Origin of the sequence: Algibacter sp. L4_22 (genome assembly GCF_023473045.1) — a bacterium.
Lineage (GTDB): Bacteria > Bacteroidota > Bacteroidia > Flavobacteriales > Flavobacteriaceae > Algibacter.
In genome coordinates this window covers 218,395-242,950 of record NZ_JAMCOK010000002.1, presented here as the reverse complement: position 1 = coordinate 242,950, position 24,556 = coordinate 218,395, and the positions used below count along the sequence as shown (strand labels likewise).

The window sequence follows — 24,556 nt, the reverse complement described above, 5'->3', positions numbered from 1 at the left end:
GCTCTAAAAATTATAATTAGAGCATGTTTTCGGTTATTTTATTAATAATAGCATCTAAATCACTTTCATAATCAAACCAAAGTGTGTTTTCATTTCTTTTAAACCAGGTAAGCTGACGTTTTGCGAAACGGCGCGTATTCTTTTTAATTTCTGAAATCGCAAAATCTAGAGTCCATTCTTCATTTAAATATTGAAATAATTCTTTGTAGCCAACTGTGTTTAGGGCATTCAGTTTTTGGTATTGAAGTAGTGTTTTAACTTCATCTAATAAACCTTGATTTATCATGATTTCTACACGCTGATTTATGCGATTGTAAATCAGTTCACGATCGGCAGTTAAACCAATAGTTATAGTTGTAAAAGGGCGCTTATTTTTTTCCTTATTTAGAAAAGAAGAATACGGTTTTCCGCTTCCAATACAAACTTCTAGTGCACGAATAACACGGTGAGGATTGTCTATGGCTATGTTATTATATGATGCTATATCTAACTCTTTAAGTTGATTTTGTAAAAAATCTAACCCGTTGTTTTCTAAAGATTTGTTTAGCGCTTCTCGAACTGAAGGTTCAACTTCAGGAAAATAGTCTAGTCCTTTTGTTACGGCATCATTATAGAGTCCTGAGCCTCCAACCATAATAGCTACATCATGATTTTCAAAAAGAGTCTCAAAGCAACTTATCGCATCCTTCTCAAAAGCCCCAACATTGTAATTGTCTTGGATAGATTTATGATGGATAAAATGATGTTTTGCCCCTGCAAGTTCTTCAGGGGATGGCGCTGCTGTACCTATTTGCATTTCTTTGAAAAACTGACGAGAATCGGCCGAAATAATTTCGGTTTTAAAATGCTGTGCTAGTTTTATACTTAATGCTGTTTTTCCTATGGCTGTAGGGCCAACAATGGAAATAAGATATTTTGATGTTGTATTGATAAGTATTCTTTTTTTAGAGTTATCAAAAATAGATAAAAGTCTCGGATTTTTTGAAGGAAAACGAAAAGTATTAGCTTGGCAAGTTTATGCTGTCTTTTAGTCTTTAGAAAATAATATACAACCTGCTAAACGTTTATTTAAAATAAGAGTCAATGTAATACAGTCTGATTTAATAGGGGTAGCGTTAAAAAGTATATTTACAAAATTTAAAATTTATGCCCGCAATTATAACAAAAATCAGCGTTGTCTTTATGGCCTTCAGCAGAGCAATTTGGGCAAGATTGTGTGTTAATTTCAGGTTTTTTTTCTGATACTTTAGATAATTCCGCTGTTACAATTCCAGTTGGAACCGCAATGATGCCGTAACCTAAAATCATGACTATAGATGCTATTAATTGTCCCATTGGAGTTTGTGGCGCAATATCTCCATAACCAACTGTTGTTAGGGTTACAATACACCAATACACGCTTTTTGGGATATTTGTAAAGCCGTTTTCTTCGCCTTCTACCATGTACATTATAGTACCTAGAATGACGGATATAATAACAACAGCAAATAAAAATACCGATATTTTTACACGACTAGCCTTAATGGCAGTAAGTAAATTATTTGATGCGCCAAGATAGCGACCCAATTTTAATATTCTGAACACTCGTAATAACCGCAAGGCTCGAAGTGCTACCAAAGCGTGTGTTCCTGCAAAGAGCAGTGATAGGTATTTGGGAATTGTAGATAGTAAGTCGATAATACCATAAAAACTAGTGATATAATGTAATGGTTTTTTTACTGTAGCAATGCGCGCTATGTATTCTATGGTAAAAAGTATTGTAACAATCCATTCGCAAATATCTATTATAGTGTGGTATTTACTATCTATACTATTTACGCTTTCGAGCATAACGAGTAGGATACTGGCAATTATAACAATAAGGAGTACAACATCGAAAAGTTTACCTTCCGGCGTGTCTGCCTCATAAATAATTTCATGAAGACGGGTTTGCCAATGTTTTTTTTGTTTTTGACTCATAATGATTCAAAAGTAAGGAATGATTTCTTATTTTCTCCTTAATAATATTAGTGAATTTGTTTGAATATCTACCACCTTATTCATAAACTCTTTTAAATATGGGTAATAGGCTGGCGGGTATAAAGCATTATTAAATCTTATTTTGAGCATAAGTTGTAAATAATCTTCTTGAGCTACCGATGAAAAAGAAACGACGCCTTTATTGTTTGGTATGGTAAGATTTACATTTTTTGGTGTTTCGGAAATCTCAAATTTTTCAGGATCGAAATTTAATTTTAATGTATAAAAATAAGTATCAGGATATCCAAAATCTATCGGGTAGGAGCGTTCTTGAAGTTTAAACGGATTGGTTGAGAAAAATTTAACAATAAAAGGATTTAGATATAAGAGATCGGCGCTGCTATTATCAAATTCAAAAGAGATATCATAAGCTTCGCTAAATTTACCACTCGTTTGCCCTTCACTTAAAACTTTATAGTTGTTTATTTCAAGATTCGGGTATTTGTCTTCCAAGTTATCTATGTAGGCATCACTATTTTTGTAATATTCTTTTTTAGAAGATAAGGCGTGGTAGCCCGTTTTATTTGTTTTTATAACCCCGTTAATACTAGCATTTTCATTTAAGGTTAGCATTGTTGAGTACATGGTTGCTGTATGAGTTTTTGGTACAATATCGACCCATTCGCTTCCGTTTTTAAAATCTAAAACACGGCCTTTATCATTCAAGCACCTAAAGGGTATTTCTCCAAAGCTTAAAAATTTATCGGTAGCATCTAAAAAATAGGTTTCGTTATTTATAGTTGCCTGAACTATTAAGTAGTTAAAATCTGAAATTACAGGGTAAATGGTTGTAGGAAAACCGTTATTTCTAGTAGAAAGTAGAACAGGTTTTACCTCGATATTGGCCTCTCTTAAAATATTATGTAATAAGATGTTTATTGAAGAAACATTGCCAGAATTCGTTTTTAGTAGTTCTTTTATAGAAACATCTTTAAAAATTTTATAATCACCGTTCCATGTATAGTTATTCTGTGTGTATTTATAAATGGCTTCGGCTTTTTTTAAGATGTCTGTTTCTGCGATAACACCAGGGCTTAAAAGCTCTTCTAATTTTATTGATTTTTTGATTTGACGTCCAATTTCTTTTTCGGTTCTAAACTCTCTATCAACATCTTTCCATGTTTTTGTGTAGTGTTTGATAGATCCGTCCGGACCTCTAAATGTTTTTAGCTCGTATTCAATTCGTGCTAAATAGTTGCTTTTAGTGGTCATGTAATCTTCTTCAATAAAAGCAGGAATGTTTTTCATGCCATATGTGCTGTTACCACAATCGGCGGTAGCTCCGTTTCGCATTACCAAACATTCTTTTTTAATTACAGACTCATTTACGTCAAGTTTTTCTTGTCCTACAAGCTTTATATTATATAGCCAATTACCAGGAATACTCGCTTTATATTCGCTATAAAGTTTTGGAATATCGCTTTGAAAATCCCAACCATGGTATTTAAACATAAATGGCGAAATTATTTCATAACTATAAGTTATTACCGATCCTTCTTTTATGTTTGGTAAAGTGAATTTAACGATATTGTAATTTTCATTGTAGACTTCGGTATAAATATTTTTTTTTAAAAGATGACTTTTAACCATTTTACCACTTACTTCGTTATAAGTTGTGGCTTCAATATGCTCTACTTCTTTTTTACTGTCTTTAGATTTGTATAAGTAAATAGTAACGTTTGCGTGATTGAAACCCTCTTTATTCAGTATTTTTATTTTGTGTTTTATTTGGGTGTGAAGGTCGTAATCTTCCTTGTCAACATAACTATTGCCTTGCTCGTAAATAACAATGGCATTTGCAGAGGAGTCTTTTGCGAATGTTCTAGTTTGTAAATCTTCAAGAGTAACATCAAAGCTTTCTGAATTATAAATTTCTTCTTGAGCAGAGATTAGTAAAGTGTTTAATAGAAAGAGGAATAGTGCAGCTTGCTTCATGTATTAGTCGAAGTTTATTATTTTTATGCGCTTGTTTTTTCGAATATAATTTTTAATAATATGCTGTGCATCTCGGTTGTTTTCCATAGGTGTAATAATGGATTCAAGTACTTTTATATTGTTAATCTGATAATTTAGATTGAAGAATCCAAGTCCTTTAAAAACACCATTTTCTATTAAAACAGCAGTGCGTTCATCAATATCACGGCCTCTATCAATAATTACCATGTTTTTCTTGGCGTAACTGTGTTTTTCAATTAACGCATTTACTCTTTTATTGTATGATTCCGGAGCTTCTTTTTGAATACAAGCCCCTTTGCAAGCTTTTATATCGTAACTAAAACAGCTAGTTTTGGTTTTATAAAGTCCAGCTAATTTTTGGCAGAGTTCATATTCTTCAACAACGTTAGCTAAAAAACTTTTTGCACTCTGTCTGTTAGTAAATGTTGTTATGTTTTTTTTACGGCCATCGGCCACATCAATTTTTAAATTAATATAGTTGTTTTCGTCAACAAAACTATATAAAGCATGTGTAAAGATGGATCGTCGTAAAGCTCTGTTAAATAGTGGTTTGTTTTGTTTTATTTCTTCATTTTCTTTAAGGAGTGCAACAAGTTCACTTCCTGTAGATTCGTAGGTTACATCGCATACTAATCTTTGTAATTTTTTTGACTTTGAATTCGTTCCGGTAAAGTGTTGGTTAAGTCTTTTTTTAATATTATTACTTTTCCCTATATAGATGATATCGCCTTCAGCATTATGAATGTAATAGACACCGGTAGCGGAAGGAAGACGGTCTAATATATTTAAGAATTTAGAATCAAGTTTGTTTTTTTGATTCAGTTTTATGGATTTCTGAATAATACTTTTTGTAGTATCCTTGGTAAGTAATAGCTTAAAAAGTTTAACTGTTGCTAATGCGTCTCCAGAAGCGCGGTGTCTATCTGTTACTGGAATACCAAGCGACCTAACAAGTTTACCCAAACTATAAGACGGCTGATCTGGAATTAAATCTTTGGAAAGCTCTACCGTACAAAGTGTTTTACGTTTATAATCGTAGCCTAATCTCCTAAATTCAGTACCTAAAATACGATAATCGAACTGGGCATTATGTGCAATTAGAATACAATCTTCGGTAATTTCTATGATACGTTTTGCTACTTCATAAAACTTTGGAGCATCGCGTAGCATATTGCTGTTTATGCCTGTAAGATTGACTACAAATGGCTGTATTTCACGTTCTGGGTTTACAAGGCTGATAAATTGATCGACCACTTCATGACCGTCGAACTTATAAATGGCTATTTCGGTAATACCTTCTTCGTTAAATTTGCCACCTGTTGTTTCTATATCTACTATTGCGTACAAATGCTTTTCTTTTAGAATTCAGTCGTATTCGGTTGGCAGTCTTCAGTCATCCGTTTTTTTATACTTCTGTTAATTTCCTTTTAATAATTTCTTAACCCAAATATACTACTTCCAACGCGAACCATAGTACTTCCAGATTGAATTGCTAATTTATAATCGCCACTCATTCCCATGGAAATGGTTGTAAATGCGCTGTTATCAGGATGTATTTCTTTTAAACTATCAAAATTTGATTTCAATAATTTGAATTCGGTTTCAACCTGCGATTCATTATCAGTAAAAGTTGCCATACCCATAACACCAGTAATTCTAATGTTTTTTAATGTTGAAAAATCTTCGGATTGAAGAATTTCTAAAGCGTCATTTGGAGATAAGCCAAATTTAGAATCTTCCGAAGCTATCTTTATTTGAAGTAAACAATCTATAATTCTATCGTGTTTTTGGGCTTGTTTGTTTATCTCTACTAATAATTTGTAATTATCTACACCATGAATTAAAGCAACAAAGGGGGCCATGTATTTTACTTTATTTCGTTGTACATGCCCAATCATGTGCCATTGAATATCTTTCGGCATGGTTTCGTGCTTATCGGCCATGTCCTGAATTTTGTTTTCACCAAAAATACGTTGACCAACATTGTATGCTTCCATTAAATCGGGAACAGGTTTAGTTTTAGAAACCGCTACAAGTGTTACGTGTTCTGGTAAAGTTGATTTTATTTCAAGGAGGTTTTTACTAATACTCATTTGGTTTGTTGTTAATCTATTATTAATTATTCTTAATAAACAAAGTAGGGTCTATGTATCCCTTTGTAATATTCGAATAACCATTGCCGATATCTAACTCTATGGAATCTCTAATTTCTAGATGTAAATGAGCTAAATACACACCGTTACAGTTGCCTATAGTCGCTATTTTGTCTCCACGTTTTACAAATTGGTTCTGTTTAATTAAAATAGTATCGCAATGTGCGTATACCGATTGGTATAATTTGTTTTTAAAAAAATGATTAATTCTCACTACGTTTCCCCAACCGCCTTTGTAGTTTTTGGTTTCCATAATATAGCCGTTACTAATAGAGTAGATGGTGTCGCCTAAATCGGAATTACCACCTTTAATGCCATTCCAATCGTCGCCTAAATGGGAGTTTTCTTGAAACTTCTGAGCATTATAATACCCTTTTGCATTTGGTTTCCCTACGGGGAAATCGAACTTTACCGATTTATAATCAGGTGTGTTTTGAAATAGTGAAGTGTATTTCTCTTTTAAAGTTATTTGTTTTTTAACCGCTACTTGTGCTATCTCAATTTTTGGTATACCGCTTTTTTCTTTGCATGAAAGAAATATTAAATTTGTTATTATTATAAGAATCGGTAGTCTAGACATAATATTATAAAAACTGTTTCGATACTTTTTCTGCTTTTCTACTTTCAGAATAATCATAAAAACCCTCACCCGATTTTACACCAAGTTTTCCAGCATTTACCATATTAACCAATAAAGGGCACGGTGCATATTTAGGGTTTTTAAATCCGTTATACATCACATTTAATATCGATAAACAAACATCTAAGCCAATAAAATCTGCTAATTGTAATGGTCCCATTGGGTGCGCCATACCGAGTTTCATTACGGTATCAATTTCATTTACGCCAGCAACGCCATTATAAAGTGTTTCTATAGATTCATTTAGCATGGGCATTAAAATGCGGTTGGCAACAAAGCCAGGGTAATCGTTAACTTCAACAGGGGTTTTACCTAATTTAACAGATAAATCCATGATGGTTTTTGTTACCTCGTTACTTGTGTTGTAGCCTCTAATAATTTCAACCAGTTTCATAATAGGCACCGGATTCATAAAATGCATGCCGATCACGTTTTCTGGTTTCGCGGTAATTGCAGCAATTTGTGTTATAGAAATAGAGGAGGTGTTGGTTGCTAAAATTGTATTATCGTCGCAAGTATCACTAATTTGTTTAAATATTTTTAATTTTAAATCTAGATTTTCGGTAGCTGCTTCAACCACCAAATCGGTGTTTTTTACTCCTTCTGGGATTGAAGTATAAGTTGAAATATTGGCAAGTGTACTCGTTTTATCAGTTTCGCTTATTTTTTCCTTTATAACCATGCGATCTAAATTTTTCGCAATAGTTTCTAAGCCTTTTTTTAAAGCATTTTCACTAACATCAATTAAGTTTACAGTAAAACCACTTTGTGCAAAAGTATGCGCAATACCATTTCCCATGGTTCCTGCGCCAATAACTGCTATGTTTTTCATTCTAATAATGTGTTTTAATTCCGCGTAAGCGAAAACCTTCTAATATTTAGAATATTAAAAATTTAAAGCGTTTTTATGTTAAAAACATTCAATAATTTGAGTTGCAACGCGTAGCGCTTCCGTACCGTCGTGCAATGTTACAACAGGAGTTGTGTTTGTGTTTATGGCGTGAGCAAAAGTTTCTAATTCATCTAAAATAGAATTGTTATCGGCAACTTTAGGGTTATCAAAATAAATTTGTTTTTTAACACCTTCTGCATTTTGCAAAACCATATCGAAATCACCAGGAGTTTCTGGAGCATCTTTCATTTTAACAACTTCACACTTCTTTTCTAGAAAATCGACAGAAATATAAGCGTCTTTTTGAAAGAAACGCGCTTTTCTCATTTTTTTAAGTGAAATTCTACTCGCAGTAAGATTGGCAACACAGCCATTTTCGAACTCTAAACGTGCATTTGCTATATCTGGTGTATCGCTAATAACCGAAACACCACTGGCAGAAATATGTTTTACTTTAGATTTTACAACACTTAAAATAATATCGATATCATGTATCATTAAATCTAATACCACAGGTACATCAGTGCCACGCGGATTAAACTCTGCTAACCGGTGTGTTTCAATAAACATTGGTGATTTAATTTCGTCTTTTACTGCTAAATAAGCAGGGTTAAACCGCTCTACATGACCAACTTGGCCACGTAAATTATGATCGGCTAAAAGCTGTCTAATGTGTTCGGCCTCTTCAACCGTATTGGTAATAGGTTTTTCTATAAAAACATGTTTTCCTTTTGCTATAGCTTGTTTAGCGCAATCGTAATGCGATAGGGTTGGCGTTACAATATCCACCATATCAACAGCATCAATTAGCTCGTCTATAGAATTGAAAAATTTGTATCCAAATTCAGCTTCTACAAGCTTTCCATTAGCTTCATCGGCATCATAAAACCCGACAAGATTATATTTTTCTGATTGATTAAGTAGTCTTAAATGAATTTTTCCAAGATGACCAGCACCAAGTACTCCAGCGTTTAGCATAATATATAGGTTTTCAACAAAAATAACATAATTAAGACTTCAATTTACTTAATTACGCTTAAAATTTTACGTAATTTTTACTAAAAATAATTTCTATAAAAAATGCTTTCTGCTTAAAAATGTTTGACTAATTTTAGCCTTTAAAACTTCGCAAGCATTGAAAGACACTTTTAAACATCAGGGATTAAGGCAGCAATTGGTTAATATATTAAAAAAGAAAGGTATAACCGATCCTTCTGTATTGGGTGCTATTGGTAAAATTCCTCGACATTTATTTATGGATTCTAGTTTTTTAGATCATGCTTACCAAGATAAAGCGTTTCCTATTGCAGCCGATCAAACCATATCTCAACCCTATACCGTGGCTTTTCAAAGTGAATTAATGAAAATTAAGGCGGGACATAAAATTTTAGAAATTGGTACGGGTAGTGGCTATCAAACGGCTGTTTTGTGCGAATTAGGCGCAAAAGTATTCAGTATTGAGCGCCAAAACGAACTGTTTAAAAAAACAAGCAAATTTTTACCAAAATTAGGCTATCGTGCTAAAAAACTCATTTTTGGAGATGGTTATATAGGTTTAAAAACCGAAGCGCCTTTTGATAGTATTATTGTAACAGCAGGTGCGCCATTTGTGCCAAGGCCTCTGTTAAGCCAGTTAAAAATAGGAGGAAGACTTGTTATTCCTGTAGGCGACGATGTGCAGATTATGACACTTTTTATTAGAAAAGGGCAAAAGGAATTTGAGCAAGAAGAATTTGGTGAATTTCGTTTTGTGCCTTTATTAGAAGATAAAAATTAGGCTTTAGTTATAGCTATTCATGCCTTTTAGTATGAATTCACGAATTTGATGTTTCTAATTTGTGAATTCATAGCTGTTTTTTTATTCAGAAAGTACTCCAATTTCAATCATACAGGTTTTCATGATTTCAAAACTTCGTTCGATATCGTGATCTAAACCAATTGAAAACCGTATTAATCCATTAGATAATCCCATTTCTTTTTGTTCTGCTTCAGGTATTTCTGAAGATGTTGAACTTCCAGGTGTGCTAAACAGCGTTTTGTAAAAGCCAAGACTTACCGCTAGATAGCCTAAGTTTTTATGTTGCATGAGTTCCATAAGTGCATTCGCTTTTTCCGCAGAGCCAACATCTATAGTTAGCATGCCTCCAAAACCGTAAGCTTCATTCATTATGCTTTTAAATAAATTGTGAGATGGATGCGAGGCTAAACCTGGATAAACCGTTTTTAAACCTAAATTCTCAAAATTTTCGGCCAAAAATAAAGCGTTTTTACTGTGCTGTTGCATCCTTATATGCAAGGTTCTTAAGTTTTTTAAAATAGACGAAGCCCGTAAACTATCCATGGTAGCGCCTAGTAGCATAGATGCGCCGCTATTTACGTTTCTTAAATCGTTAATAAGCTCTTGTGTACCACAAACCACACCGCCAACAGTATCGCTAGAGCCGTTTATAAATTTTGTTAAACTATGGATTACTACATCCGCACCTAAAATGGCAGGGGAAATAGATAGTGGCGAAAACGTGTTATCTACCACCAATTTTAAGTTGTGTTTTTTTGCTATAGCAGCTAAACCCTTAACATCAGCAACTTCTAATAACGGGTTGCTCACCGATTCGCAATACAATACTTTGGTATGTTTTGTAATGGCGGCTTCAACTAATTCTAACCTTGTAATATCAACAAAGCTGGTTTTTATATTAAAACGAGGTGTAAAGTTTTTTAAAAAAGCATAAGTACCACCATAAATAGTTCGGCTAGAAACTATATGGTCTCCGCTATTACATAATTGTAGTAAAACAGGGGTGATAGCACCCATTCCCGAAGCCGAAACGTTAGCGGTTTCTGTGCCTTCCATAGCAGCTAAAGCTTCGCCTAAATAAAGATTAGTAGGCGAGGAGTGGCGCGAATATAAATAGCAGCCATCGGCATTGCCCTCAAACGTATCGAACATGGTTTTTGCGGATAAAAAAGTATATGTAGACGAATCTGAAATTGAAGGGTTAACACCTCCGAATTCTCCAAAATATTGTAAATCCTGAATATTATTTGCGGGTTTAAAAGCCATAAAGTTTGTTTTATATGTTATACAAATAAGGTTATTAGTAGATTAATAAACAATAAGAATTTCTTTTAAAGGAAAATAAATCTAAGATAGCTTTATAATGCAGAATATATTTCATTACATTGTAAATTAAACCTTGTTTTAACGATATATTTTCGATTATGATTTTTGATGCTACCGATAAAAAACTGCTGGAATACCTGCAAATAGATAGTAAACAGACTAATAAGGAACTTTCTAATAAATTAAACTTATCGGTTACTGCGGTTTACGAGCGGATTAAAAAACTAGAAAAAGCAGGTTTTATCGAGAGTTATATTGCATTACTAAATAAAACAAAAATTGAGCGCGATTTTGTGGTATTTTGCCATATAAAACTCGTACAGCACAGCCAAGATTATGTGGTAAAGTTTGAAAAAGAAGTTACAAAATTAAACGAAGTATTAGAGTGTTACCATTTAAGTGGTGAATATGATTATTTATTAAAGGTTTTAGTTGAAGATATGGTTGCTTTTAGAGCGTTTATGGTCGAAAAATTAACCACCATTAATCATATTGGGAGTACGCACAGTATGTTTGTTATAAATGAAGTGAAATATACTACAGTTATTAATTTTTAGCCGAAAATTTAGTTATTTAGCTAATATTTAAGGTTTTTCATACAGAAATAAGCTTTGTTTTCTATTAGAGCTAAACTAACTTAAGAGGCATAAATCTTTTTACTACTTTAGCGGAAATCAAACCATTTTAACCAAATAAATATGAAAAAATTAGTTTACATTATTTTGGGCTTTATTATTGGAGCCGCATTAACTTATTATTTTTGTCCAAGACCAATAGAAGAGGCGGGAGAAGCAGAAAATGAAAGAGTAGCAGTTGTTAAAAAACCAACAGGAACTATTACTATTATTGAAGCCGAAGCACTTAGCGCGAATTGGGAACAAAACAACTCGAAAGAAATAGACTCTACTATAGAGTTAGACGATAAATCTAAAAGAAAGCCTATGCGTTCTGTAATGTGGGATTTAGAAAATATTGAAGATTATATCGCTTTCGCTAAAAAGGAATCTGATACGGTAGGGTATACCATGACGGGTTTACGTGTTTACTTAGGTAATTACGGAAAAAACGGAAAGCCTGGTAAGAAAAACAGAAATACTATGTTTATTGTACCAACTGGACATAAAAACACATCTAAAGCAAGTAGTTTAAATGTATCGTTTTTTGGAGATGCCGATGACGATATCCCAGTAGACCCATTAAATGAAGGTGGTGGCGGAGAAACAGGATATCCTTGATAAATATACGTCATGGACGAATTTTTATTAGCCTATAAATTCCTTATTACAACCGGAGTTGAAGTTTTAGCAGCTGTTACAGGTTTATTTTTTTTAAAAAAGTATAAACCTACAGCTGCTAAATTTTTTATATACTTTTTGGTGTATTTAACCTTATGCGATTTTATATCAAATTATCCACGTTACATCAAAGATTGCGGGCTGTTTAGTTTTTTACAAGGTACGGTGTTTGTTAAAAACTATTGGTGGACCACTTTGTATTGGAAAATTGGGGCTATTGTATTTTTTGCATTTTATTATCATAGAGTTTTGAAAACAGTTCTTTTTAAGAAGCTAGTTAAAATAGCTGCTTTTAGCTTTTTGCTGTTTTCAATAAGCTATATTGCTTTTAATTGGGACGATTATTTTAGAATGTTTTTTCCTTCTATTAGTGTTTTTGGGGCTTTTATTATTTTTTTATGTACAGTTTGTTATTTTATAGAAGTGTTAAAAAGCGATAAAATACTCACCTTTTATAAATCGTTAAATTTCTATATTAGTTTTGCTGTTTTTATTTGGTGGCTCATTATTACACCTTTGGTGTTTTACGATTTATATATGAGCCATTTAGATTGGGATTTTATCTTTTTAAGATGGCAAATTTATTTAATTGCTAATGTTTGCATGTATGGTATTTTTATTTTTGCTTTAATTTTTTGTAAACCTGAATTTGACGATTTGAGTGAGTAGATTTTATTTATTAATATGAAATTTTTTTTGTCTTTTTTTACTTATAAATAACAGAAATTTAATACATTAGTCTTGTTAGTAACCATCCCAAACACCTATTAAATAACTTTAGGTAAAACTGATAACTTGCTCCTGTTAAATAGTTTACATGTAAAATGATTACTGTGAATTTTTAATTTCAAAATTATCTAAAAACAGAGATGAACTCCGAGGTAGCTAGTGTTTTGCAATATGTGTATTACTTCAACTTAGCGGTGACGGCTTTGGTTGCGTTTTTGCTTATAAAAAAATATAAAAATAGCTATAACCGTTATTTTAACTACTTTCTAATCTATGTGTTCTTTGTTGAGGTAGTCTCTCGATTTCCATTATTTTTATTTAAAATAAAATATTTTGAATGGATAGAACACACCAAATTTAGCAGTAATTATTGGTTTTATATGTTTTTTTGGGTTATTGCTAGTGCTTGTTTTTTTAGTTTTTATTTTCAGAAAACATTAAAAATTAAAGCTTTCAAATTAGTTTTAAAATATGCTCGATACATGTTTTTATTAATTGTTGTGGTTTTGTTAATCATAGATTCAGACAGGTTTTTTGATGTTCATTTTTTAGTTCTAGATTACTTAAACACCGTAATTGTTGTTGGATGTGTAGCGCTGTTTTTTTTAGAACTATTGTTAACCGAAAAAATTCTTGATTTTTACTTTAATATTAATTTCTATATTGCTTCAACTATATTAGTTTGGTGGTTAGTGACTATTCCTTTGCAAATTTATTCAGAATATTATCACGAAAACGATATGCATTATGTGTATCTCAATAGGATAATAATGGCGTGTTCCAACATTTTTATGTATACTTGTTTTACTATTGGCTTACTTATTTCTAAACCTCAATTAATAGATGAATAATTTTTTATGCCTACTATTACAAGCTGAAAAAGCTTCTACTGCTGCCGAGCGTTATTTATTAATCTACATGATAGGCGTGTTGGTTACTGTAACTGCTTTAGTTATTGTATTTTTTGTAGTGTTTTTAAAACGAAAAAATAAATTACTTTTAGATAGAGTTAAGCAAAAACAGGCTTTTGAAGAAGAAATAACCCAAGCACAAACTGAAACGCAAGAGCAGACTTTAAAAAATATTGGATGGGAATTGCATGACAATGTTGGGCAATTATTATCCTTTGCGAGTATGCAATTAAGTATTTTGAAAATGCAGGTCGATAGTGATGTTCGTGATAAATTTAAAGACACAACGGAAGCCTTAAAAGAGAGTTTATCTGAAGTTCGCGCACTTTCTAGGACCTTGAATAATGAAGTAGTTTTAAATATTGGTTTCGAAAAGTCGATTACCAATGAGCTAAACCGACTTAAAAAAATGAAATTCACTTCTGCCGAATTAAAATTAGTGGGTGAGAAGGTTGAGTTTAAAGATAGAAAGCACGAAATTATTGTATTTAGAATTCTGCAAGAGTTTTTATCGAATTCAGTAAAATATTCCGAAGCCAAAAATTTAAATATAATTTTAGAGTATACAGTCGATAATTTTAGAATTATAGCTAAAGATGATGGGAAAGGTTTCGATATGGAAACAGTTGAAAAAGGTTCGGGTTTAATTAATATGAAAAGTCGTGCAGCCTTAATTCATGCTAATCTAGATTTGCAGTCGCAACCTGGAGAGGGTGTTACTTTAACTATAGATTATCCGCTAACACAAATTGTTTAAGTGAAGTATTTAAAAAATGCTTTTATCAGTTTTAATTTTCCAGAATAAGGTGCATACCGTACCGGAGGATCTATCCAAGTTTTTCGTTTTACAATAGATTTTTGATGCGAAAACGTATCGAAGCCAAACTTACCATGGTAACTCCCAATACCACTGAAACCAACGCCTCCAAAAGGTAGTTTGTCGTTTCCAAAATGCATTAAAGTATCATTTACCACGCCACCGCCAAAACTAAATTTACTAATTAAACCTTCGGAAAAAGCTTTGTTTTTTGAGAAAACATAAAAAGCTAATGGTTTTTCGTACTTAGAAATTATGTTTTCAATATCCTGTTCGGTTTCATAAGAAAGAATAGGTAGAATAGGTCCGAAAATTTCTTCTTGCATTGATGCGCTTTCCAAATCTGGTTCATCAAGTAAAGTAGGTGATATGTAGCAGGTGTCTTCATCGACTTCACCGCCAAAAAGAATAGTTTCATTGTCCAGCATATTAGCTAAACGTTGCGTATTTTTTTTGTTTATAATTCTCGGGAAATCTTCTGAAGTTTTAATGTTTTCAGTATAAGCTTGTTTTATTTCTTCAATTAAAAATTTTACAAGGTCAATTTTAGAATGCTGTTTTACTAAAATATAATCTGGAGCAATACAGGTTTGTCCGGCATTTAAGAATTTGCCCCAAACAATACGTTTTGCTGCGAGTTTTAAATCGGTAGAATCGTCGATTATACATGGCGATTTTCCACCTAGCTCTAAAGTAACTGGTGTTAGGTGTTTTGCGGCGGCTCTTGCTATAATTTTTCCAACAGAAACACTTCCTGTAAAGAAAATATAATCCCAACGTTGGTTAAGTAATTCAGTAGCAACATCTACACCGCCTTCTATACTGGCAACGAGATTTTCTGGAAATACTTTTGTTATTATTTTAGAGACAAGTCCAGAGGTGTGTGGTGTTAGCTCACTTGGTTTTAAAACAACGGTATTTCCTGCTGCTATAGCAAGAATTAGTGGTTCTAGAGCAAGAATAAATGGGTAGTTCCAGGGAGATATAATTAAAACACTCCCGTAAGGTGCTTTGTAAATAAAACTACTTGCTGGAAACAGGAGTAAAGAACTTTTTACACGTTCTGGTTTCGCCCATTTTTTCAGGTTTTTAATAACCAAATTTAATTGAGACATCACCATGCTGTATTCGCTGAGATAGGTCTCGAATTCCGATTTTTTAAAGTCTTTGTATAGGGCGTCGAAAACAGCTTTCTCGTTGTGAAGTAATTCTTGTTTTAAGGTTTTTAAAAGTGAAATTCGGTAATCAATAGATTTTGTTTTTTCAGTATTGAAAAAAAGTTTTTGATTGGCGATTATTTCTGAAATATTTTTCAAGATGCTGATTTTTTTTAAACAGGTAATTAATTGATTTTAAGTTATACACGCATCCCAAACTGAATCTTTAGGTAAAGGTGCAGTTGCTTCGATAATTTCCTTTTTTACAGGGTGAATAAAGCTTAAGTGACGCGCGTGTAAATGGATGCTAGCATCTTTGTTACTTCTATCAAATCCGTATTTTAAATCACCTTTTATCTGGCAACCAATGGTTGATAATTGCGAACGTATTTGGTGGTGTCGGCCTGTTTCTAAGTTAATTTCAAGTAGAATATATCTATCTAATTTCTTCAAGATTTTGTAATGAAGAATTGCCTTTTTACTCTCTTTTACTTCTTTTGGGTATGCGTAAGATTTATTGTTCTTCGGATTCTTTTTTAACCAGTGAATTAAAGTGTCTGCGCTTTTTTGTGGTTCATTTTTTACTACAGCCCAATAGGTTTTTTTAGCTTCCTTATCTGCAAAAAGTTTGTTTAATCTTGGCAACGCTTTGCTGGTTTTAGAAAACACTATAATCCCAGTTGTAGGGCGATCTAACCGGTGGACAACGCCTAAATAGACGTTGCCTGGTTTGTTGTATTTTTGAGCAATGTATTCTTTTACAACATCACTTAATGGTTTGTCTCCCGTTTTATCGCCTTGCACAATATCTCCTGCTCGTTTATTTACGATGATAATATGATTATCTTCATAAAGCACTTGGAGGTTATCTTTATCTGAAATTATTTTTTTGTGCATTTTTCTTAAATCAAACAAGCTTCGGGAATCACTATTTTAATCAGTAAATTTTTAATATTGCTCGCTATCATTAGGGAAATCAACAGATTTTACGTCGTCAACATATTGAGCGATTGCTCCTGTCATGTCTTCATATAAATTTAAATAACGTCTCAAAAACCTTGGATTGAATTCGTGCGTCATTCCAATCATATCGTGAAGCACTAAAACTTGTCCGTCAACATCATGTCCTGCGCCAATACCGATAATAGGGATACTAACACTTTCGGCTACTTGTTTAGCTAAAGCAGCAGGTACTTTTTCTAGAACAATAGCAAAACAACCAATTTTCTCAAGTGCTTTGGCGTCTTCAATAAGAGCTTTAGCTTCTTCTTCTTCTTTAGCTCGAACGGTATAAGTCCCGAATTTATAGATAGATTGCGGTGTTAATCCTAAATGTCCCATAACTGGGATTCCTGCATTTATAATGCGTTTAATAGATTCTTTAATTTCACGTCCGCCTTCAAGTTTTACAGAGTGTCCGCCACTTTCCTTCATAATTCTAATCGCAGAGCGTAAAGCTTCTTTTGGATCACTTTGGTAGCTTCCAAAAGGTAAATCAACTACAACTAGTGCGCGATTAACGGCGCGAATTACAGAAGAGGCATGATAAATCATTTGATCTAAAGTAATAGGCAATGTAGTTTCGTGGCCAGCCATAACGTTACTTGCTGAGTCTCCGACGAGAATTACATCTACACCAGCGCCATCAACAATTTTGGCCATGGTATAATCGTAAGCAGTTAGCATCGATATTTTTTCTCCATGGCTTTTCATGTCAATCAATGACTTTACTGTTACTCGTTTATATTCTTTTTTTGCTGTAGACATTATATTTTTTGTTTTATTTTATCAATGAGTTTTTATTCGAAGCATTTTCGTCTTAAATTTTAACAAGAAAATTATAAATGAAAGGCTTCTTTTTAAGCGTTTTATTTAGTTAGTGTTGGTTTGTAAAAATACTAAATAATGAAGATAGTATTCAACTTTTATTCCAACTCTTCTGTTTTTAATAATTAAGTTTTTTTATTTTTATAATACTCTTTAATAACCGATTGTCTACCAATGGTTTTGGTAATAATATCTTTTTCTAAATCCCAACCTCTCGCTGGAGAATATTGTCGGCCGTACCAAATAATTTGAAGATGCAATTCGTTCCAGAGTTCTTCAGGGAATAGGCGTTTAGCATCTTTCTCGGTTTGTACTACGTTTTTTCCGTTGGTTAAGTTCCAACGATACATTAATCTATGAATATGAGTATCTACCGGAAAAGCAGGTATTCCAAAAGCTTGTGATAATACTACCGCAGCGGTTTTGTGCCCCACGGCTGGCAAGGCTTCTAGGGCTTCGTAAGTTTTTGGTACTTCGCCATTATATTTATCGATTAATATTTGTGATAACCCATGAATGCCTTTACTTTTCATAGGTGAAAGGCCAACAGGTTTTATAATCTCACGAATATCTTCTACGGTAAGTTTAACCATATCATAAGGGGTGTCTGCTTGTTCAAACAAAATAGGAGTGATTTTATTTACACGAACATCGGTGCTTTGTGCAGACATAAGTACGGCGATTAGTAAGGTGTAAGGGTCTTTATGATCTAAAGGAATAGGGATTTCGGGATAAATTTTATAAAGTGTATTAATAACAAAGTTTACCTTTTCTTGTTTAGTCATAAATTGTATTTTTGTTTGAGAAATCAAAGTTAATACTATGAACACACTAAAACAAGGTGATGTCGTTCCTAATTTTTCGGCACAAGATGAACAAGGTAATACTATTTCGCTAAGCGATTATAAAGGGCAGAAGCTAGTCGTGTTTTTTTACCCAAAGGCTAGTACGCCAGGTTGCACGGTAGAAGCTTGTAATTTGAGAGATAATTATGAGGTTTTAAAAGAAAAGGGATATGCTTTATTAGGTGTTAGTGCCGATTCTGCAAAACGACAATCTAATTTTAAAAATAAGCATGAATTTCCATTTCCGCTTTTAGCAGATGAAGATAAAACGGTAATTAATGCTTTTGGGGTTTGGGGGCCGAAAAAGTTTATGGGAAAAGTTTATGATGGGATTCATAGAATGACCTTTTTAATTGATGAAAACGGAGTTGTTGAGCGCGTTATTGAAAAAGTAAAAACTAAAGATCATGCTGCTCAGATTTTAGAGTAAGCGTAAATTAAGTTAATAAAAAAACAGCTATATTATTGAAATATAGCTGTTTTTGTGTTTTTATATGAAGTGTTACTTTCGTTTTCTACTTAAGGTTAATGGTCTTCTGGAATAACCAAATAATCGATAATCTTTAATTAAATCATCAGTCCCTTCAGGAACCATAGATTCCCATCCAGGTTCTCCATTCGCTATTTTGTTTAAGATTTCTCTAGAGAAAATATTCATGATAGTTTCGTCGTAATCTTCAATATCTATAACTTTTCCATTGTATTTAAAGAATTTATAAAGCTCCTTCATACGTGGATAGACTTTTAAATTCTCACTGGTAATTAATTCTCCAGTTTTAGTGTCTTTCATTGGGTACAGGTAGACTTTTAAATCTTTAAAGAATAGTTTCCCGAAAGCTTCTAAAATTCCTCCACTTAAATGACGATAGTATTTTTCGTCGAAAATATCAACTAAATTACTCACGCCCATAGCAAGGCCAATACGTGCTTTGGTGTAGATAGAGAAGTACTCAACCACCTTAAAGTATTCTTGGAAGTTGGATATCATAACCGATTGTCCTAGAGAACATAATAAATCTGCTCTGTCGATAAAATCTTGTTCATCAATCTCGCCTTCAGCCCTTAAGTTAGAAAGTGTAATTTCAAAAACAACAACGGTTTTATCTTTGTCAACTTTATTTTCTTTGATAAACATCTCGTATGATTTCTCATACATAGCCATGTTAACTTTAGTTACTGGTCTAAAACTTCCGCGAAGCGCTAAAATATTTTTTTTGTAAAATACACGAGCGGGAAGTACGTTTGTTCCATCTGGTCCAAACATTACAGCATCAGTCATGCCGTTTTTAACAAGTTGCAAACTCATTAAACGGTTATCGATATCTTTAAATACAGGTCCTGAAAAGTTTATAGTATCAATTTCAATTTGATCTTTATCAAGATGATCGTATAGATAGCGCAGTAATTTTTTGGGTTCGTTGTGTTTATAGAAAGCGCCGTAAATTAGGTTGGTTCCTAAAACACCAAGTGTTTCTTGCTGTAAACGTGCATCGGTTTCTTTAAAGCGTAAATGCAGAATAATTTCATTATAATCTCCAGATGCTTCTACTTGATATTTAATTCCTACCCAGCCGTGGCCTTTAAATTGTTTCGCAAAATCTATGGTTGCAACGGTATTGGCGTAGGTAAAAAATATTTTATTCGGATTTTTTTCACGTGTTAACCTTGTTTCCATAAGGTTCATTTCGTGAGTAAGCATTTTACGTAATCGAGCTTCGGTTACATAGCGCCCATCATCTTCAACACCGTAAATGGAATCACTGAAATCTTTATCATAGGCAGACATCGCTTTGGCAATAGTGCCTGAGGCGCCGCCAGCTCTAAAAAAATGACGACAAGTTTCTTGTCCTGCGCCAATTTCTGCAAATGTCCCGTAAATATTTTCGTTTAAATTTATGCGAAGTGCTTTCGATTTTAACGAAGGAATATCATTAAACTCTTTATCGCCTTTAATGGTAATATCCATATAGTATATAGGTTAGGTCTGTCTAGACAAAGGTATTAAATAAGTATGCTAAACAAAAAAATAAGTTTATTTTTGTTTCAAAATATACACTTTTGAAAATTACATTTCTTGGTACAGGTACATCGCAGGGTGTTCCGGTTATTGGTAGTAAGCATCCTGTTTGTTTAAGTACGGATCAAAAAGATAAACGTTTACGAGTTTCGGTTTTGGTAGAATGGAATGATTTTACGTGTGTGGTGGATTGTGGGCCAGATTTTAGATATCAAATGTTGAGATCGGCTTGCGATAAGATTAATGCCATTGTGTTTACTCATGAACATTCCGATCACGTTTTAGGGTTCGATGATATTAGGCCTTTTTATTTTAGGCAAGGTGATATTCCGATTTATGCCCATAAACGTGTTCTAAATGAGTTGAAAAAACGTTTTGATTATGTGTTTAAAACAAAAGATAGGTATCCTGGGGCGCCAGAAGTTACCGTGAATGAAATTGAAAACAAACCTTTTGAGTTGGGTGGTTTAAAAGTGATTCCTATAAATGGAACACATGGAGGCTTGCAGGTTTTTGGTTTTAGGTTTAATGATTTTGCTTATCTAACCGATATGAAAAAGGTGGAAGATTCGGAAATCGAAAAAATTAAGAATGTCAAGGTTTTAGTTGTTAATGCCTTACGGATTGAGCCGCATCATTCTCATTTTAACTTAGAAGAAGCTTTAGATTTTATAAAAAAAGTAAATCCAGAAAAAGCGTATTTAACTCATATTAGTCATTTATTAGGTTTTCATGAAGCAGTTGAAAAAATACTTCCTGATCATGTGTTTTTGGCTTATGATGAATTAGAATTAAACTTATAATAATACCCAATGAAGCAAAAGATTTTTATGTACTTGTTTGTGTTTTCAATGTTAATTGTACTGTTTCAGTATGTTGGCTCTAAAAATGCTTTTGAAGGAATGAATAATAAACTAGGTAAACAGAAAGCGCTAGTAGATAAGTATAAAGATTCTGTTTTGGTTTTGAATACTGAAATTTCGAACCTTTCGTATTTTAATTTAGAAAAAAATGAAGATGCACTAAGTTATTTTGAGCGTGATGGTTTTAATGTTGAAGAATTGATTCCTTTTATAAAAGATGAGCTTTATTCTTTAAACGAGGTAAAAGGTGAGCATTCGTTAATTCCGTATGCTTCTAGTGAAGGACGGCGTATGCTTATTAATAAAGTGAAAATGTTAAACCACAAATGGATTATTGCCGATTTCTCGGATGGTGAATTTTGGGGCGAGCTTTTTTTGACTTATCGAGTAACCAAGGATAGAGAAGTTGAGTTTAATTTAGTGGAATCTTTCTTGTATCCGCTGCCATAGGTTTATTCTGCTCTATAAGCAATTCCTTTTTGTTTTTTTGTTTCCCCAACGTACGAGTATTCATAAGTATATGATGAATCGGTAGTTGTTAGTATTTTTAAGTGAATATCTTTTTGTTCCGCCATATTCCTTGGGTTTATGGTTTTAAAGACAACCTCGCAGTCGTTTATCCATCTCAGTTGTGATGAATCTGTTTTGTTGTTATAGATTTCCGTCTGAAGTGTTTCACTTCTTTTAAACTTCGATTTAAATAATTCTCCATTAATAGAAACCTCACTATAGAAGGTGCCTGTTTTAAAGTCTGTACAATTGCGTGCGCTTTCGTAGCAGTTAAAAAGAAAAAGCAAAGGTAAAAGGTATAAGAATCTCATAAGTGTATCTTGAAATGCAAAATTACTTTAATTCTGATAGTTTTTAAAACTTCCGTCGGAATAAAAAACAACAATACGTTCAATAGTTTTGTCTGCGTCTACTTTTAGGTTGAGGCTATTTTGAATGTTATCTGTTTTTTGAGGGGTTTGAATATTATTATTTGGCGGTAGCGAAGGTGTTTTTGTTTCTTCTTCAGTTTTGCTTTTCGCAGGAAAAGATCCTTTACCATTCATTAGCCAATACAGTTCAACTTCCGGAAAGGCGGTAAGGGTTTTTAAAACAAATTCTAAACTTGGCTTGTTTCTGCCAGATAATATATGTGATATACTTGAGCGTTGAACACTGATTTTTTCAGCAAAAGAAGATGCAGATTCTCCGTAGTATTCCATTACTTTTTGGAGTCTTTTAATGAATGCTTCGCTGTTTATCATTGTAAATTGTGTTTTTTGTAAATCACTGTTACAAATGTAACAATTATATATGGATTTGCATCTTATTTTGTGTTAAAATCATATTTTACATATAAGTTAAGCTTTAACAATAAGTATTTAATAACCTGAATTATAGCCGTTTAAGTAGTTTTTGTGTTTTAAAGCATCAATTCCTGTTGAATCAAGGGTATACTTGTGTACAAGTGTAAACAAATAGTTTGTTTTTTCTTGTTTACAATTGTAAATTAGTAATTGTTTACATTTGTATCATAAATAAAACACATGAAATTAGACATTATAAAATCCCTGTTTTTAAAACACAAAGAATCTAGTCTTTCACATCGTTATATTACCAATAATCATATTAAACCACTTTTAAAAAACCTTGAAAAAAATATCACGGTTGAAGTTATTGGTGAGTCGGTTTTAAAAGAATCCATCTATGGATTAAAAATTGGACAAGGTGAAAAACGTATCTTAATGTGGTCGCAAATGCACGGAAACGAATCGACAACAACTAAGGCTATTTTCGATTTATTAAACACCTTATTAGATAAAGATTCTGGTTTAAACGCCGTTTTAGAAAGTTGTACCTTATATATAATACCTATTTTAAATCCAGATGGAGCTAGCGCATATACGCGTATAAACGCGAATAAAGTCGATTTAAATAGAGATGCACAAAACCTTACACAGCCGGAAAGCAACGTTTTAAGAACTGTTTTTAAACGCTTTAAACCACATTTTTGCTATAATTTACATGGTCAGCGTACTATTTTTAGCGCTGGAACGACTAACAAACTTGCTACGGTGTCGTTTTTAGCTCCTGCTCAAGACAAAGATTGTGCAATAACACCTAATAGAAAAAGAGCCATGGAGGTTATTGGTGTAATGAATGAGACTTTGCAGGAGTTAATACCGGATGGAGTAGGTGTTTATGATGATGCTTTCAATTTAAATTGCGTTGGGGACACCTTTCAAAGTGAAAACATACCGACTATTTTATTTGAAGCAGGACATTATAAGGATGATTATGGTCGTGAAGTTACTCGAGAGTTGATTTACACATCTTATATAATATCTTTAATATATATCGCTGAAAACAGTGTTAGTGGCGACCATTATGAGTCTTATTTTAAAATACCTGAAAACGATAAATGTTTTTATGATATAATTATTAGAAATGTAAAAATCGGAGTTTCATCAGAAGAAAGAAAACTAGATATTGGTATTCTTTATCAAGAGAAATTAGTTGACAATAGAATTGAGTTTTTGCCAAAAGTGGATAAAATTGAAAACCTAGATGCTTTTTTCGGACATAAAGAATTTGATGCTAAAGGTTTACATGTATTAAATAGTAACGGTGAAGATTTGCAAGTAGGTAGCGAAAACGTTTTCGTAATTATCAATAACCAAAATATTTCATTATTAATGTAATAAAACGCAGATATTGTGTGTAATTATTAGCAAAAATGTATTATTTTTGCTTTTTATTTAAGAATAGTTAATTATGGGGAAAATAAAGTTAGACGAAATAGATCACCAAATTCTTGACATGTTAATTGATAACACAAGAATTCCGTTTACAGACATAGCAAAAAAATTATTGATATCTGCAGGTACAGTACATGTACGTGTAAAAAAAATGGAGGAATCGGGCATTATTCGTGGTTCGTCTTTAACACTAGATTATAAAAAATTAGGGTATTCGTTTATTGCCTATGTTGGCGTTTATTTAAACAATACCTCACAAACTAAATTTGTGTTAGAACGTATTAATGAAATTGCCTATGTTACTGTAGCGCATATAACAACAGGAAAGTTTAATATTTTCTGTAAGATTAGAGCGAGAAGTACGGAACATGCAAAAGAGGTTATTTTTATGTTGGATGACATTGAAGGTGTTTACAGAACAGAAACAATGATATCTTTAGAAGAAAGTATTAACGACAAAAAGCGACTAATGCATTCTATTTTCAGTGATATGTAGGTAACACATTGTATATATACATGTTAAGTCCTTTCTGTTTAAATAGAAAGGACTTTTTTATGCCTTAT

Annotated in this window: 27 protein-coding genes; 11 read left to right on the top strand and 16 right to left on the bottom strand. The window is 32.7% G+C overall.

Annotated features, from left to right (window positions below):
• Positions 1-16 precede the first annotated feature (16 nt).
• From miaA to M4I23_RS05680, 8 genes are all read right to left on the bottom strand, one after another.
• Positions 17-931 (bottom strand): tRNA (adenosine(37)-N6)-dimethylallyltransferase MiaA, encoded by a 915-nt coding sequence (gene miaA / locus M4I23_RS05715; protein WP_249754054.1) that lies wholly within the window; start codon positions 929-931, stop codon positions 17-19.
• Between the two features lie 206 nt (positions 932-1,137).
• Positions 1,138-1,959 (bottom strand): ion transporter, encoded by an 822-nt coding sequence (locus M4I23_RS05710; RefSeq protein ID WP_199269863.1) that lies wholly within the window; start codon positions 1,957-1,959, stop codon positions 1,138-1,140.
• Positions 1,960-1,986: 27 nt separating this feature from the next.
• Positions 1,987-3,954 carry a DUF3857 domain-containing protein gene (locus M4I23_RS05705; RefSeq protein WP_249753750.1) on the bottom strand — a complete coding sequence of 656 codons (1,968 nt, stop codon included), beginning with the start codon at positions 3,952-3,954 and terminating at the stop codon, positions 1,987-1,989.
• 3 nt (positions 3,955-3,957) lie between these two features.
• Positions 3,958-5,322 (bottom strand): exonuclease domain-containing protein, encoded by a 1,365-nt coding sequence (locus M4I23_RS05700; protein ID WP_249753749.1) that lies wholly within the window; start codon positions 5,320-5,322, stop codon positions 3,958-3,960.
• Positions 5,323-5,402: 80 nt separating this feature from the next.
• Entirely contained in the window at positions 5,403-6,068 is a 666-nt protein-coding gene (locus tag M4I23_RS05695) for a YggS family pyridoxal phosphate-dependent enzyme (protein WP_158849883.1), read from the bottom strand.
• 22 nt (positions 6,069-6,090) lie between these two features.
• Positions 6,091-6,708: a M23 family metallopeptidase gene (locus M4I23_RS05690; protein WP_158849885.1), complete on the bottom strand. Its 618-nt coding sequence runs from the start codon at positions 6,706-6,708 to the stop codon at positions 6,091-6,093.
• Positions 6,709-6,712: 4 nt separating this feature from the next.
• Positions 6,713-7,600 carry a 3-hydroxyacyl-CoA dehydrogenase family protein gene (locus M4I23_RS05685; RefSeq protein ID WP_158849887.1) on the bottom strand — a complete coding sequence of 296 codons (888 nt, stop codon included), beginning with the start codon at positions 7,598-7,600 and terminating at the stop codon, positions 6,713-6,715.
• Positions 7,601-7,678: 78 nt separating this feature from the next.
• Positions 7,679-8,638, bottom strand: coding sequence for a Gfo/Idh/MocA family protein (locus M4I23_RS05680; protein WP_158849889.1), 960 nt, complete (start codon positions 8,636-8,638; stop codon positions 7,679-7,681).
• Positions 8,639-8,795: 157 nt separating this feature from the next.
• On the opposite strand from M4I23_RS05680, the gene M4I23_RS05675 reads away from it, so the two are divergent.
• A complete protein-coding gene (locus M4I23_RS05675; RefSeq protein WP_158849891.1) occupies positions 8,796-9,437 on the top strand; it encodes a protein-L-isoaspartate(D-aspartate) O-methyltransferase in 642 nt (213 codons plus the stop codon).
• Positions 9,438-9,518: 81 nt separating this feature from the next.
• On the opposite strand, the gene M4I23_RS05670 is transcribed toward M4I23_RS05675, so the two are convergent.
• Positions 9,519-10,724 carry an aminotransferase class I/II-fold pyridoxal phosphate-dependent enzyme gene (locus tag M4I23_RS05670; protein ID WP_249753748.1) on the bottom strand — a complete coding sequence of 402 codons (1,206 nt, stop codon included), beginning with the start codon at positions 10,722-10,724 and terminating at the stop codon, positions 9,519-9,521.
• A 158-nt stretch (positions 10,725-10,882) separates the two neighbouring features.
• On the opposite strand from M4I23_RS05670, the gene M4I23_RS05665 reads away from it, so the two are divergent.
• From M4I23_RS05665 to M4I23_RS05645, 5 genes are all read left to right on the top strand, one after another.
• The gene (locus M4I23_RS05665) at positions 10,883-11,341 is read left to right on the top strand and encodes an Lrp/AsnC family transcriptional regulator (RefSeq protein WP_158849895.1); all 459 of its coding nucleotides are present in this window, start codon (positions 10,883-10,885) and stop codon (positions 11,339-11,341) included.
• Positions 11,342-11,482: 141 nt separating this feature from the next.
• A complete protein-coding gene (locus tag M4I23_RS05660) occupies positions 11,483-12,019 on the top strand; it encodes a hypothetical protein (RefSeq protein ID WP_158849897.1) in 537 nt (178 codons plus the stop codon).
• A 12-nt stretch (positions 12,020-12,031) separates the two neighbouring features.
• Complete coding sequence (locus tag M4I23_RS05655) at positions 12,032-12,748, top strand: hypothetical protein (RefSeq protein ID WP_158849899.1); 717 nt, start codon at positions 12,032-12,034, stop codon at positions 12,746-12,748.
• Positions 12,749-12,948: 200 nt separating this feature from the next.
• Entirely contained in the window at positions 12,949-13,659 is a 711-nt protein-coding gene (locus tag M4I23_RS05650; protein WP_249753747.1) for a hypothetical protein, read from the top strand.
• Positions 13,652-14,476 (top strand): sensor histidine kinase, encoded by an 825-nt coding sequence (locus M4I23_RS05645; protein ID WP_158849903.1) that lies wholly within the window; start codon positions 13,652-13,654, stop codon positions 14,474-14,476. The genes M4I23_RS05650 and M4I23_RS05645 overlap by 8 nt, the downstream gene beginning before the upstream one ends.
• Here M4I23_RS05645 and M4I23_RS05640 read toward each other — a convergent pair.
• The 4 genes from M4I23_RS05640 to nth form a co-directional block, all read right to left on the bottom strand.
• Positions 14,473-15,855: an aldehyde dehydrogenase gene (locus M4I23_RS05640; RefSeq protein ID WP_249754053.1), complete on the bottom strand. Its 1,383-nt coding sequence runs from the start codon at positions 15,853-15,855 to the stop codon at positions 14,473-14,475. The two genes, M4I23_RS05645 and M4I23_RS05640, sit on opposite strands and share 4 nt — an antisense overlap.
• A gap of 33 nt (positions 15,856-15,888) precedes the next feature.
• Complete coding sequence (locus M4I23_RS05635; protein ID WP_249753746.1) at positions 15,889-16,590, bottom strand: RluA family pseudouridine synthase; 702 nt, start codon at positions 16,588-16,590, stop codon at positions 15,889-15,891.
• Between the two features lie 51 nt (positions 16,591-16,641).
• Positions 16,642-17,460: a 3-methyl-2-oxobutanoate hydroxymethyltransferase gene (gene panB / locus M4I23_RS05630; protein WP_158849909.1), complete on the bottom strand. Its 819-nt coding sequence runs from the start codon at positions 17,458-17,460 to the stop codon at positions 16,642-16,644.
• Between the two features lie 185 nt (positions 17,461-17,645).
• Positions 17,646-18,305, bottom strand: a complete 660-nt coding sequence (gene nth / locus M4I23_RS05625; RefSeq protein WP_249753745.1) for an endonuclease III — start codon at positions 18,303-18,305, stop codon at positions 17,646-17,648.
• Between the two features lie 37 nt (positions 18,306-18,342).
• Between nth and bcp the strand changes: the two genes are divergently transcribed.
• Entirely contained in the window at positions 18,343-18,795 is a 453-nt protein-coding gene (gene bcp, locus M4I23_RS05620; RefSeq protein ID WP_249753744.1) for a thioredoxin-dependent thiol peroxidase, read from the top strand.
• A gap of 72 nt (positions 18,796-18,867) precedes the next feature.
• Here the strand turns inward: bcp and M4I23_RS05615 are convergent, their stop codons facing one another.
• Positions 18,868-20,331 (bottom strand): TonB-dependent receptor, encoded by a 1,464-nt coding sequence (locus M4I23_RS05615; protein ID WP_158849915.1) that lies wholly within the window; start codon positions 20,329-20,331, stop codon positions 18,868-18,870.
• Between the two features lie 92 nt (positions 20,332-20,423).
• Between M4I23_RS05615 and M4I23_RS05610 the strand changes: the two genes are divergently transcribed.
• On the top strand, positions 20,424-21,185 hold the full coding sequence (locus tag M4I23_RS05610) for an MBL fold metallo-hydrolase (protein WP_158849917.1): 762 nt from the start codon (positions 20,424-20,426) through the stop codon (positions 21,183-21,185).
• A gap of 9 nt (positions 21,186-21,194) precedes the next feature.
• Positions 21,195-21,695 (top strand): hydrolase, encoded by a 501-nt coding sequence (locus M4I23_RS05605; protein WP_158849919.1) that lies wholly within the window; start codon positions 21,195-21,197, stop codon positions 21,693-21,695.
• A 2-nt stretch (positions 21,696-21,697) separates the two neighbouring features.
• On the opposite strand, the gene M4I23_RS05600 is transcribed toward M4I23_RS05605, so the two are convergent.
• Positions 21,698-22,066 (bottom strand): DNA topoisomerase IV, encoded by a 369-nt coding sequence (locus M4I23_RS05600; RefSeq protein ID WP_158849921.1) that lies wholly within the window; start codon positions 22,064-22,066, stop codon positions 21,698-21,700.
• A gap of 27 nt (positions 22,067-22,093) precedes the next feature.
• Complete coding sequence (locus tag M4I23_RS05595; RefSeq protein ID WP_158849923.1) at positions 22,094-22,498, bottom strand: helix-turn-helix domain-containing protein; 405 nt, start codon at positions 22,496-22,498, stop codon at positions 22,094-22,096.
• Positions 22,499-22,780: 282 nt separating this feature from the next.
• Here M4I23_RS05595 and M4I23_RS05590 point away from each other — a divergent pair, with 282 nt between their 5' ends.
• Positions 22,781-23,935: a M14 family zinc carboxypeptidase gene (locus M4I23_RS05590; RefSeq protein WP_158849925.1), complete on the top strand. Its 1,155-nt coding sequence runs from the start codon at positions 22,781-22,783 to the stop codon at positions 23,933-23,935.
• A gap of 73 nt (positions 23,936-24,008) precedes the next feature.
• A complete protein-coding gene (locus M4I23_RS05585; protein ID WP_158849927.1) occupies positions 24,009-24,488 on the top strand; it encodes an Lrp/AsnC family transcriptional regulator in 480 nt (159 codons plus the stop codon).
• Positions 24,489-24,556: the final 68 nt, after the last annotated feature.